The organism is Nocardia sp. NPDC050713 (assembly GCF_040654315.1).
GTDB lineage: Bacteria > Actinomycetota > Actinomycetes > Mycobacteriales > Mycobacteriaceae > Nocardia.
Genome location: NZ_JBFAHS010000002.1, coordinates 309193 through 321662 on the forward strand (window position 1 = coordinate 309193; position 12470 = coordinate 321662).

Here is a 12470-nt window from a genome sequence, read left to right on the forward strand (position 1 = left end):
GCGGTTGTGCGGGTTCGTTATGGCGTGGGAGGGGTGATGCCGAGGTCTGCCAGAACGGCATTGCCGACCTCGACGGAGTCGCCCCCGAGGAGCGTCAGAGTTCGGGCCTGTTGGTAGGGGCAGCGGGCTGCTTCGAAGGCGGCCGCGGTGGCGAGTAGGCCGTCGGGTTCGTTGTCGCGCAGGGCCGCGGCCCGATCGAGGATCGCGTCGGCGATCGGGTTGCCCGCCACGACGGTTCGCGCCGCGGCGAGGTAGTCGCGGGCGTTCGGATGACCGGCGAGCACCGCGGCCTCGGCGCGCAGTGCCAGATACCAATGGCGCCATACCCACACGACTCGCTCGTCCATCTCGTCCGGCTCCGCCGCCAGCCCTGCCAGCGCCCGGTCGGCTTGTCCACGGTGCAGCAGGACGATCGCGTCGAACACGGCGCTGTAGGCGGTCTTCTGCTCGCGCGTCACGCCGAGCGCGTCGACGGTGGCCAACCACTCGGCGCGCGCCGCGTCGTCACCACGCAAACCGTGGACCAGCGCCACCGCGGCCGCCGCCGTGCCGAGGTGAGGTGCGGGCAGGCGTCCGGAGAGTTCCCATCCGTCGAGGAACCGCCCGCTGCCCGCCAGCACGTCGGCGACATTGCCCGCCAACGCATTCGCCACCAGCAGCCGGGACGTGGCGAAGTCGCCCCGCTCGGCTAGCAGCGGCAGGTCGCGAAGCTGCTCACCCCAGCGCAGGGCGTTCGCCAAATCGCCCACCCCGACGCAGGTTTCGGCCGCCTCCGCGAGCGCGTTGACCCGCTCGACCGCGCCCGCAGGCGTCACCGGCACGGACCCGAGGAGCTCGACTCGCCGAAGCGCCGTCGCCGCGGTGGCGAAGGTGTCGCCCGCCCAGCACTGGGCCGCGGCGAGTGCGTCGAGCGCCGCGCTCTGCGCCAGCGGATCGCCGGTCCGATACGCCAGATCGACAGCTCGTTCGGCGAGCGCGATCGCCTCGGGCGCGCCGAGCCCACCCTGATCCGGATCGATGGCGTCGGCGAGCACCCCGCACTCGGCCAGCGCTATCGCGGCCTGCGCGGCCGGATCCGCCCCCGCGAGCTCGCGTGCCTCGGACAACAGCATCGCGGCGACGCCCGAGGGCGGCAGCTGGCTGAACGTGTCGGTCATCCGATAGACCGTGATCGCGGCCGTGGCCAGATCGCGTGCGGCCGCGGCGGGGTCGTGGGCGCCGGTCCCGGCGGCGGCGCGGTAGAGGCGGTACATGTCCTCGCCGCGCATGCGACAACCGGCCACCGCCGCGGCGGACCGAAGCGCCGACGCCGCGGCCGCCGGGTCGTCGGTGAGCGAGGCCGCCTGTTCGTAGCGCTGCTGGGACTCACCGACCAGATTCCGGGCGAAAGTCAGCTGGGCCAGGAGCACGGCCAGCTCGTGCGCCTCGGCGCGATGACCGGGCTGTTCCGCCGCCCAGGCCAGCGCCGCCCGGATGTCGTCGACCGCCGCGTCGAACCTGGTGCGCCACCCGCCGCTCGTCGCGGGCAATTCCACGGCCAGTTCGGCGGCGGTCTTCGCGCACCAGCGCACGTGGCGGGCGAGAACTTCGGCGAGTTCGCCGGTCGCGCCGAGTTGCTCGGTCTCGTACTGGCGAATCGCCTCCAACGCCCGATAGCGGGTACCGGCCGAGGACGCGACGGTGGTCAGCAGGCTCTGCTCGGCGAGCCGAGCCAGCCCGTCCGCGACGGCGTCCGGCGCCAGCGGCGGATAACCGGCCACCACCGCGGCGTCGGCGGCGGTGAACGGCGCGACGAGGACCGCGACGCGGCGCAGCAGGCACCGGTCCGGGTCGGTGAGCAGCGCCTGGCTCCAGTCGAGCATGGCCCGCACGGACCGGTGCCGGTCGTCGGCGCGACGTCCGCCGACGAGCAGCCGCAGCGGGTCGGCCAGGCTCGCGGTAAGACCGTCGAGCCCGAGCGTGGGCAGCCGGGCGGCCGCGAGTTCGATCGCCAGAGCCAGCCCGTCGAGCCGCTCGCAGATCTCGGTGACTCGGTCGTATTGCTCCGGATCCACGGCCCAGCCCAAAGCGGAGGCGCGTTCCAGGAACAGTGCGATGGCGTCGTTGTCGCGGTCGAGGGACAGCGGGGGCACCACGTAGACGTGCTCGAAGGGCACCATGAGCCGAGCCCGGCTGGTGGCCAGGACGGTCACGCGCGGGCAGCGCGCGAGCAGGCGCTCGATGAACGGCACCGCGGCGTCGAGGAGGTGCTCGCAGTTGTCGAGCACGAGCAGAGTGTGGCGATCGGCCAGCGCGGACTGCACCGAGTCGTCGAGGCCGCGACCCGGGTTCTCGCCGAGGCCGAGGGCGCTGGCCACGGCGGAGCCGATCATCGCGGGATCCGTGACCGGCACGAGGTCGACGAACCAGACGCCGTCCGCGAAGTCACCGGCCAGATCCGCGGCGGCGGCCAACGCCAGCCGGGTCTTGCCGATCCCGCCGGGACCGAGGGCGGTCACGTGGCGGTGCGTCCGGACGGCTTCGCGCAGCGCGTCGCGTTCCCGAGCTCGGCCGACGAACGACGTCAGGGGCGAGGGGAGGGCGACGATCGTCTCGCTCATCCGCTCCGCCCGCGCGAATTCGGCCGAGCGGGCGGCGAGCGCCCGCCGGTCGGGGACACCGACCTTGCGCAGCAGCGAGGACACATGGGTCTCCACGGTGCGCACCGAGATGAACAACTGCGCGGCGATCTCCGCATTGCTGCGATGTTGCCCAACGAGATTCAGGACTTCGGCCTCCCGGTCGGAGATCCCTACGGCGACCTTCTGCTTCGACACGTCGCCCATCTTCCCGTACGGGTCTTGTCCCCGGGGTCGCACGGGCAAGCTACGCACACGTTCAGTGGAGCGTTCCGTGGTCGGCACGGATGTCGGTGCCCCGCGCCGTGCCTACCGTAATTGCCATGGACATCGGAGGAACGGCCGAAACGGTGCGAGTGCCCTCCGGTTCCGCACCCAAGACGATCTCGACCACATCAGGAGTGAGTATGACCGCGGGAATCAAGACCGTCCTGCATCCGGTTTCCGACCTGGCGGCGGCCAAGAAGATGTACGCCGCGCTGCTCGGCGTCGAGCCGCAGACCGACGGAACCTACTACGTCGGCTTCGAAGTCGAGGGCCAGCACATCGGGCTGGTGCCCGGCGGTGGACCGCAGAACATGACCGCCCCGGTGGCGTACTGGCACGTGCCCGACATCGAGGCGAAGCTCGCCGAAGTCACCGCCGCGGGCGCCACGGTCAAGGAGCCCGTGCGCGACGTCGGTGCCGGTCGCCTCGTGGCCACCGTCACCGACCCCGACGGCAATGTCCTCGGGTTGCTTCAGGACAGCTGAGCGCCGCCCGACCCCATCAACCCCCCGAACGAAGGAACCGACGATGACCACCCAGAAGACCACCGCCCGCACCGCCGCCAAGAGCAAGAGCGCTGTCGCCTTCACCGACGAAGAACTTGCCGCGATGAAAGAGCACGCCCAGGAGCTGAAGACGGCCGCGCGCCGCGGCTCGCGCGCCACCAAGGCCGACGGTGAGCAGGACGTGCTCGCCAAGATCGCCGACATGGCCGACGCCGATCGCGTTCTGGCCGAACGGATCCACGCCATCGTCAAGGACAGCGCGCCGCAGCTCGCGCCGAAACTCTGGTACGGCATGCCCGCGTACGCCAAGGACGGCAAGGTCGTGTGCTTCTTCCAGAGCGCGGAGAAGTTCAAGGCGCGGTACGCGACGCTCGGCTTCAACGACTCGGCGAACCTCGACGACGGCACCCTGTGGCCGACGGCTTTCGCGCTGACGAAGCTGACCGCCGACGACGAGAAGAGGATCGGCGAGCTCGTGCGGCGGGCGGTGGGCTGAGGCGCCCAATTATCGGGGCGCGGAGCGGACCGCACCCGCACCCCGGTGGCAGGGGACCGCGAGTTCAGGATGCGGGAGCCGCTGCGGAGCTCATGCCGAGCAGCGTCTCCGCCACCGTCCGCATGCTGCGCAGATACTCCTCCCACGCCGCCGAATCCGCGGCCCGGCGCTGTAGCGCGCCGCTGGCCAGCGCATAGCCGATCGTCTCCGCGACCACGCGCGGCTCGGCGACCGGCGCGACCGTCGCGGCCCGCCGCTGGCGCTCGATCCATCGGGCGAAGCGACGGATCGGACGTTCGGCGATCTCGGTCGCGAGACCCGCTAGTGCCGGTTCGATGGCACCGCGTTCCTCGATCATCCGCAGCAGCGGACCGGCGTCGCGGGCCGCGGCGGCGAAGGCGTCGATGGTGGCGTGCAACGTCTTTCGCGGATCGTCGCCGATGAGCCCGGGTTCCTGCGCGGCGAGGAAATCGTCGCGCACCCTGGCGGCCAGCGCGTGGAAGATCTCCTCTTTCGACGCGAAGTACACGTACAGCGTGGCGCGCGCGACACCGGCCTCTGCGGTGATGGCCGCGACGGTGGTCTCGGCGTAGCCGCGCGCGGCGAAGACCCTGGCGGCGGCGTCGAGCAGGTCGCGGTGGCGGTCGGTGTGCGAGCGTTCGCGCGCGGCGCGCACCGACCAGGCGGAAGAGGTCACGACACCCATGCTCATTGACGTTGACGTCAATGTCAACGACACTGGGCGGCATGCGCGTCGTCGTGGCCAACAGAGGAGAAATCGCGGTTCGAGTCCTGCGGACCGCACGTGAGCACGGATACTCCACGCTCGCGGTGTACACCGAGGACGAACGCGAGGCCATGCACGTGCGCCTGGCCGATGACGCGGTGGCGTTGTCCGGACACGGCGCGTCCGCCTACCTCGACGTGCCGGGCATCGTCGCCGCGGCGCGGAAGGCGGGGGCCGGAGCGCTGGTCCACCCCGGATATGGATTCCTCAGTGAGAGCGCGGATTTGGCGGCCGCTTGCGCCGCGGCCGAGCTGGTTTTCGTCGGTCCGACGCCGGAAGTACTGCGGATCTTCGGCGACAAGACCGCGGCGCGTGCGGCGGCCGAACGCGCGGGCGTGCGCGTGCTGCCCGCGACACCCGCGGGGTCCGGTGTGGACGAGATCGCCGAGCTCTTTGCCCGCTATCCGGAGGGCGTCATGGTCAAGGCGGCGGCGGGCGGCGGTGGACGCGGCATGCGAGTGGTGCGCGACCCGGACGAACTGGCCACCGCCTACGAGCACTGCCGGGCCGAGGCACGGGCCGGGTTCGGCGACGACACGGTGTACGCCGAGGCGCTGGTTCCGGAGGCCAGGCACATCGAGGTGCAGGTCGTCGCGGACGGCGCCGCGGCGGTGGCGGTCGGTGACCGGGATTGCAGCGTGCAGCGCCGCCACCAGAAGCTGATCGAGATCGCGCCCGCGCCCGGACTCGATACCGCGCTGCGCGAGCGGCTGCACGCGGACGCCGTCGCGCTCGCCGAATCGGTGCGCTGTCGCGGCGTGATCACCGTCGAATTCCTGGTCAGCGGAGCGCACTACTGGTTCCTGGAGGTGAATCCGCGACTCCAGGTGGAGCACACCGTCACCGAGGAGGTCACGGGCATCGACCTGGTCGCGATCCAGTTCGAGCTGGCGCGCGGCGCCTCGCTCACCGAGCTCGCGCTGCCCGATCTCGCGCCGCGCGGCTACGCGGTCCAGGCTCGGGTGAACGCCGAAATCGTCACGGCCGGTGGGGAAGTGCTGCCCGCCTCCGGCACCGTCGCGCGGTTCGCCGCGCCGACCGGCGTCGGCGTGCGGGTCGACACCGGGCTGTACGCGGGTATGCGGCATGGTGTGCACTTCGATTCGCTGCTGGCCAAGATGATCGCGCGCGCCGGGACGTATCCGGCGGCGCTGCGTCGGTGCGCCGACGCGCTGGCCGAGACCGTGGTCGCCGGTGTGGACACCAACGCGACGGTGCTGCGCGTCGTGCTCGACGAACTCGCCGACGGACGCACGGTGAGCACCTCCTGGTTCGAGCAGCGCGCCGCCGAATTCGTCGCTCGCGCAGGGGATCTCGCCACCGCCCTCCCGGTGGCCGACACGACGCCCGACAACGCCGTCGCCCGCGTTTCCGACCCGCTGCTCGACGGGGAGACCGCGCTGCTGGCGCCGATGGGCGGCACGGTCGTGAGCGTGGTCGAGCCGGGCGTCGTCGTCGCGCCGGGCGACGAGGTGGCCGTCTTGGAGGCCATGAAGATGCAGCACGTGCTGCGCGCGGAGCAGCCGCTGCGTGTACTGCGACACCTGGTCGCCCCCGGCGACACGGTCGATCCGCACACCGCGCTGCTGGTCTGGGCCGCCGCCGAGCACGAGGGCGAGACCGTAAACGTCACCGCCGTGGACCTGGACGCGATTCGCGCCGACCTCGCCGAGGTGCAGGAGCGCCACCGCGTCGGCTTGGACGCCGCCCGGCCCGAGGCCGTCGCCAAACGCCACCGCCTCGGCAGGCGCACCGCTCGCGAGAACATCGCCGATCTGGTCGACGCCGACAGCTTCGTCGAGTACGGAGCCCTCGCGGTCGCCGCCCAGCGGCTGCGCCGCAGTCCCGAGGACCTCATCGCCAACACCCCCGCCGACGGCCTGATCACCGGCGTGGCCACGATCAACGCCGACCGCTTCGGCGCGGACGCGAGCCGCGCGGTCGTCCTCTCCTACGACTACACGGTGCTCGCGGGCACCCAGGGCATGCGCAACCACGCGAAGACCGACCGAATGCTGGAACTGGCTCGCGAGCAACGACTTCCGGTCGTCTTCTTCACCGAGGGCGGCGGCGGACGGCCGGGCGACACCGACTACCCGGGCATCTCGGGCCTGGACGTCACCACTTTCCGCGCGATGGGCGCGCTGTCCGGGCGCGTGCCACTGATCGGCATCGTCTCCGGCCGCTGCTTCGCGGGCAACGCCGCGCTGCTCGGCATGTGCGACGTCGTGATCGCCACCCCCGACGCGAACATCGGCATGGGCGGCCCCGCCATGATCGAAGGCGGCGGTCTCGGTGTCTACGCGCCGGAGGACATCGGGCCGATCGATGTCCAGCACCGCAACGGCGTGGTGCACCTGGTCGCGGCCGACGAAGCGGAAGCCGTCGCCCTCGCTCGCTGCTATCTCGGCTACTTCCAAGGCGGCACCGCCGAATGGACGGCGCCCGATCCGCGTCTAGCGCGTCACGTGGTGCCCGAGAATCGTCTGCGCGCCTTCGATATTCGTGCCGCCATCGCGGCGGTCGCGGATGTCGGCTCTGTGCTGGAGCTGCGCGCGGACTGGGGCGTCGGCGTCGTGACCGCCCTGGTGCGGGTCGAGGGCAGGCCCTTCGGCCTGATCGCCAACGACTGCCACCACCTCGGTGGCGCCATCGACGCGCCCGCCGCCGACAAGCTCGCCATGTTCCTCCGGCTCTGCGACGCGCACGGACTGCCGATCGTATCCCTCTGCGACACACCGGGTTTCATGGTCGGTCCGGAAGCCGAGACGCACGCGACAGTGACCAAGTTCAGCCGCTTGTTCATCGAGGCCGCCGGGCTGTCGGTGCCGTGGGGCACGGTGATCCTGCGCAAGGGATACGGCCTCGGCGCGCAGGCCATGGCCGCGGGCTCGTTCCGCGCCCCGCGCTTCGTGATCGCCTGGCCGACCGGCGAGATCGGCGGCATGGGCCTGGAGGGCGCGGTGCGACTCGGCTTCGCCAAGGAACTGGCCGCCATCGACGACCCCGCCGAACGACAGACCGCCTTCGACAACCTGGTGCGACTCGCCTACGCCAACGGCAAAGCGCTCACCGCGGCGACCGTGCTGGAGCTGGACGACGTCATCGATCCCGCCGACACCCGCCGCTGGTTGCGCACGCTGCGGTGACGACGTCTGTTGTCGGTGGGTGCTGATAGACAGGACCGACCGTTGTCGACCGAGGTAGGGAGGTGGGGCGTGGCACGTGAGCTGGCGGATCTGCCGTTCGCGCGATACCTGACGCCGTTCGAGGAGGAACCGGCGCGCGAGGGCGATTACGACTGCGTGCACGTCGAGGACCGGCAGCTCGAACACCCCGCCGCCGAGCACGTGCGCTTCGCGCAGTCCGCGTTCAGCTCGCTGACGGTCACCCGGGGAAGCTTCCGGTACGGCCGGTTCGACGACGTCTGGTTGCGTGCCGTCGCCTTCGTCGGCACCGAGCTCGCCGATACCTCTTGGCACGACGCCGAATTCGTCGAAGGCGCGCTGTCCGGCGTGGACGCGGGCGGCGCGGTGCTGCGCCGCGTCCGATTCGAGGGCTGCAAATTCGACTCGGTCAACTTCCGCGGCGCGAAGCTGCGCGAGGTCTCCTTCGTCGACTGCGTCCTGCGCCACCCCGATTTCGGCGACGCCGAGCTGAACACGGTGAGCTTCCCCGGATCCACCCTCACCGACCTCGCACTGAACAAAACCCGGATGCGCAAGGTCGACCTACGCGGCGCCACCCGAATCGGCGTCGCCGAAGGACTCGACGGCCTCCGCGGCGCGACGATCACCCCATTACAGCTGATGGACCTCGCACCGAGTTTCGCAAGCGCCCTCGGCATCACCGTCGCCGACGAGCCGTAACGGAGAACCACCGACTTCGAGGCCACGGCCCTTGGCGGCACTGTACGGTTCGAATGACCGCGGCTATGCGTATACGTATACTTCGGGCATGGATCCCCTGAGCCTTGCGGTTGGTGCCGCGCTGGTCGGTGTCGGCTTCGTGTGCGGCAGGTTCGGGCGGCGGCGAGCTCGGTCGGGGGCGAAGGCGCTCACCGCGCGCTGCGGTTGCGGGCACGACCTGGCGCTGCACGACCGGGAGACGGGTAAGTGTCATGCCGAGATCTCGCGGAGAGGTATGCACGGCATGCGGGAGTGGGTCGGCTGTCAGTGCCGCCGGTACAACGGACCGACTCCGTTGGAGGATGTGTTCGCGCCGCCGATTCTTCCGCCGAACCCCTGAGCGGACTGCGGCCACCAGATCGCCGGTAAGCCAGAAGGTTTCCGCACCGGCTCTTCGTGAACAGCCGCTCCATGGAAACGGGAGGTACTCGGTGCTTTCCCTTTTCAAGGTATAGCCGACCGGGGGCCTTGCGGCAAGACCCCGGGTGTACCGCAGAATTGCCGACCTGAGCCAGAATCTGCGGACATTGGGAGTAACGCGTGACCGACATCGACGTGATCATCGTGGGCGCCGGACCGGCCGGACTGACGCTGGCCGCCGAATTGAGCCTGGCCGGTGTGCGGCCGCTGGTGCTGGAGAAGCATCTGGAGCCCCGAGACGTCCCGAAGGCCAGCGGTATCGCCGGTCGGATCCTGGACGTGCTGCGCTACCGCGGCATCCTGGATCGCTTCGAAGCGGCCAGCAGCGACCCACACGTGGCCGCCCGATTCCCTTTCGGCGGAACGCATCTCGACTTCACACAGATGGCGGATCCGCCGATGCGGGCGGTGCCGCTTCCGCAGATGGAGATCGAACGACTACTCGGTGAACGCGCCCGCGAACTCGGCGCCGAGATCCGCCGCGGTCACGAGGTGGTCGGAGTGAGCCAGGACGAGGCCACGGTGACCGCGGAGGTGCGCGGGCCGGACGGACCGTACCGGCTGACCGCCCGCTACCTGGTCGGCTGCGACGGCGGCCGCAGCCGGATCCGCGACATGGCGGGTATCGGGTTCCCCGGCACCACCTATCCGGAGGTCAACCGGGTCGCTCAGGTCTCGGTGGGCGATGCGGTCACCGTGCACGACAACGGCGACATCGATGTCCCCGGTTTGGGGCGGCTTCCCTTCGGGTTCAACCGAACCGACCGCGGTATGTTCGCGTTCGCGCCCAACCCCGGGGGTCTGTTTCTGCAGACCGTCGAGGACGAGACCGCGGACTACGACGATGACGAGCCGCTGACCCTGACCGAACTCGCGGACAGCGTACGCCGGGTGCTGGGCGTGGATCTTCCCATGTCGGATCCGAAGCGACTGTCTCGCTTCACCTTCAAGGATCGGCAAGCCGAACGGTACCGGGCCGGGCGGATCCTGCTGGCAGGCGATGCGGCCCACCTGCTGCCCGCCACCGGCACCGCGCTCAATGTCGGCATGCTCGATTCGGTCAACCTCGCGTGGAAGCTGGCCGCCGACGTCCAGGGCTGGGCTCCGGCCGGACTGCTGGACACCTATCACGACGAACGCCACTTCGCCGGGGCGCGGGCGCGGTTGCAGACCCGGGCGCAGGTGGCGTTGCGGCGCGGACACGACGAGGCCGCCGACTCGCTGCGCGAGGTCTTCCAGGAATTGCTCCGGGACGAATCGGCTCTGCGCCGCGTCGGAGCGCTGGTCGGCGGCACCGACATCCGCTACCCGATGCCCGGCGAGCATGCCCTGACCGGCGTCTTCGCGACCGATCTCGCCCTGCGCACCGACCAGGGCACGACAAGTGTCGCGGAACTCATGCGCGCCGGGCGGCCTGTTTTCCTCGACCTGGCCGAACGCTCGCAGCTCCGCGAGATCGCCGGGGAATGGGCGCACCGCATCGACATTCGCACGGCCAAGGCCGACGATCAATCAGCCGACGCCCTGCTCATCCGCCCGGACGGCCACATCGCCTGGGCCGCCACGATCGGCGAACCGGCCGAGACCGCCGCACCGACTCTGCGCGAAGCGCTGTCGCACTGGTTCGGCTCGGCGGCCGCTGCGTAAGCGCCATGCCCACTTCAGATGTGCATGTCGTCTTGCCCGCCAGCTTGACCTTGTCACAGTGCGAAGGTCTTCACTGGCGGTCGGAGGTGGTCCCCATCAACTCGAGACACTGGAATTCACCGGACACGCGGCTGCGCGACGCATTGGCCGCTGGGAACTCGTCGACGCGGCTGAAGGCGGCGCTGGCGATCGGTACGCGACCCGCACCCGATTTCATCGATGCGCTCGTAGCACGGTGCGCGATCGAGCCGGACTTCTTCGTGCGCGACATGCTCACTTGGGCGCTGACCCGCCACCCGTCGGAGATCACGGTTCCGAAACTGCGCGCGGAACTGTCTTCCGAACGCGCACAAGCCCGGAGCCAGGCCCTGCACACACTGTCGAAGATCGGGGACAAGGACGCGTGGCCCGCGCTCACGCGGTCGTTGCTGCGCGATTCCGACGACGATGTCGCGCGGAGTGCATGGCGCGCCGCCGTCGTTCTCGTGCCCGATGCGGAGAAGGAGGTGCTGGCCGCGGAACTGGCCAGTCAATTGGGCCGGGGTGACCGGGACGTACGGCTGAGTCTGAGCCGCGCCCTCGTCGCGCTCGGCGACGTGATCGAGCCGATCCTGAAGGCGGCGACGGCAAGTCACGACCCGACGGTGCGTGCCCATGCGAGCGCCACGCGGCGGCTGCTGCACGACCCGGACGCCGGATTCGACCTCGCCGTCGACGAGGCACGGCGGGTCGTCGCGCTCGGTCCGGACCGGAAGGAGGAAACGCGTGCTGATCGGTGAAGTGGCGCGCTACTCGGGTGTGAGCGCCCGAATGCTCAGGCACTACGACTCGCTCGGGCTGGTACGACCCACCGGCCGCACCGTGGGCGGCTACCGGGAATACTCTGCCGACGACATCCGGCGGATCTTCCACGTCGAGGGTCTGCGATCCCTGGGACTGTCACTGCGCCAGATCGGATCCGCTCTCGACGATCCAGGATTCACTCCATCCGCACTGGTCGGCGACCTCATCCGAAAAGCCGAGGGACGACTGAACCGGGAGCGGGAGCTACTCGAGCGGCTCCGCATGGTCGATACGGCCGAGCCCTCGAGCTGGCGGGACGTCGCGCGCATCGTCGAGCTTTTGCACGGACTCGAATCGCCGAGTGCCGCGCGACGGCAGCAAGCCGTTCTGGCCTCGGCCGAGGTCCCGGCGATGCCCGCCGAGTTGCTGGCCGAGGCGGTCCTCACCGAATCGGATCCGAACGTCGCAGGGGCCCTTCGGTGGGCCCTCACGAGGGCGGGCGGTGACGGTGTGGCAAGTCTGATACCCGCCATGAGTTCGGACGACGTCGACATCCGGCGGCGCGCGGTCCTGGCGCTCGCCGAACTACCCGGCGACGAAGCGATCGCGGCGCTCACAGACGCGCTCGGCGATACGGACACGACGATCCGCAGACATGCCGCCCTGGCCCTCGGTGCGCGCGGCGTCACCCGAGCTGTGCCGACGCTCGTCGGCACAGTGGTCGAAGGCCCGAACGATGTGGAGGCAGCCGAGATACTGGGCACCTTGGCAGTCGACCCCGACTGGGCGGCCCGGATCATGAGCGCGATAGCCGATGAACTCGCCGCCCCCACAGCGGATTCGGCGGTGCGGATGCGACTGACACAGGCACTCGCCGAGATGCCGGGGACCATCGCGCTCGATATCCTGCGGCAGCTGGCCGATGACGATGATCGGGCCGTGGCCCTCCTCGCCTCGTCCCTCGTGAAAGTGCTCGAAGCGCCGACGATGCCCTGAGCTGCCCGGAACCCCGAGATCTGCTGGCCTCGACCCGCGCCC

The 12470-nt window shown here is 70.4% G+C and carries 10 protein-coding genes; 8 read left to right on the plus strand and 2 right to left on the minus strand.

Annotation, left to right across the window (positions count from 1 at the left end; all coding sequences use genetic code 11):
• Positions 1 to 17: 17 nt before the first annotated feature.
• Positions 18 to 2816, minus strand: coding sequence for a LuxR C-terminal-related transcriptional regulator (locus AB0H49_RS04755; protein ID WP_357247205.1), 2799 nt, complete (start codon positions 2814 to 2816; stop codon positions 18 to 20).
• A gap of 209 nt (positions 2817 to 3025) precedes the next feature.
• On the opposite strand from AB0H49_RS04755, the gene AB0H49_RS04760 reads away from it, so the two are divergent.
• Both AB0H49_RS04760 and AB0H49_RS04765 read left to right on the plus strand, forming a co-directional pair.
• Complete coding sequence (locus AB0H49_RS04760; protein ID WP_357247208.1) at positions 3026 to 3370, plus strand: VOC family protein; 345 nt, start codon at positions 3026 to 3028, stop codon at positions 3368 to 3370.
• 43 nt (positions 3371 to 3413) lie between these two features.
• A complete protein-coding gene (locus AB0H49_RS04765; RefSeq protein WP_357247211.1) occupies positions 3414 to 3887 on the plus strand; it encodes a DUF1801 domain-containing protein in 474 nt (157 codons plus the stop codon).
• Between the two features lie 64 nt (positions 3888 to 3951).
• Here AB0H49_RS04765 and AB0H49_RS04770 read toward each other — a convergent pair whose 3' ends face one another.
• Positions 3952 to 4584, minus strand: coding sequence for a helix-turn-helix domain-containing protein (locus tag AB0H49_RS04770; RefSeq protein ID WP_357247214.1), 633 nt, complete (start codon positions 4582 to 4584; stop codon positions 3952 to 3954).
• 50 nt (positions 4585 to 4634) lie between these two features.
• Here AB0H49_RS04770 and AB0H49_RS04775 point away from each other — a divergent pair, with 50 nt between their 5' ends.
• The 6 genes from AB0H49_RS04775 (at position 4635) to AB0H49_RS04800 (ending at position 12428) form a co-directional block, all read left to right on the plus strand.
• Positions 4635 to 7823, plus strand: coding sequence for a carboxyl transferase domain-containing protein (locus tag AB0H49_RS04775; RefSeq protein WP_357247943.1), 3189 nt, complete (start codon positions 4635 to 4637; stop codon positions 7821 to 7823).
• A gap of 69 nt (positions 7824 to 7892) precedes the next feature.
• Positions 7893 to 8543 (plus strand): pentapeptide repeat-containing protein, encoded by a 651-nt coding sequence (locus tag AB0H49_RS04780; protein WP_355001595.1) that lies wholly within the window; start codon positions 7893 to 7895, stop codon positions 8541 to 8543.
• Between the two features lie 88 nt (positions 8544 to 8631).
• Positions 8632 to 8922 (plus strand): hypothetical protein, encoded by a 291-nt coding sequence (locus AB0H49_RS04785; RefSeq protein ID WP_357247217.1) that lies wholly within the window; start codon positions 8632 to 8634, stop codon positions 8920 to 8922.
• 200 nt (positions 8923 to 9122) lie between these two features.
• On the plus strand, positions 9123 to 10649 hold the full coding sequence (locus AB0H49_RS04790) for an FAD-dependent monooxygenase (protein ID WP_357247220.1): 1527 nt from the start codon (positions 9123 to 9125) through the stop codon (positions 10647 to 10649).
• Between the two features lie 86 nt (positions 10650 to 10735).
• Positions 10736 to 11428 carry a HEAT repeat domain-containing protein gene (locus tag AB0H49_RS04795; RefSeq protein WP_357247223.1) on the plus strand — a complete coding sequence of 231 codons (693 nt, stop codon included), beginning with the start codon at positions 10736 to 10738 and terminating at the stop codon, positions 11426 to 11428.
• Positions 11415 to 12428 (plus strand): HEAT repeat domain-containing protein, encoded by a 1014-nt coding sequence (locus AB0H49_RS04800; protein ID WP_357247225.1) that lies wholly within the window; start codon positions 11415 to 11417, stop codon positions 12426 to 12428. The genes AB0H49_RS04795 and AB0H49_RS04800 overlap by 14 nt, the downstream gene beginning before the upstream one ends.
• The last annotated feature ends 42 nt before the right edge of the window (positions 12429 to 12470 follow it).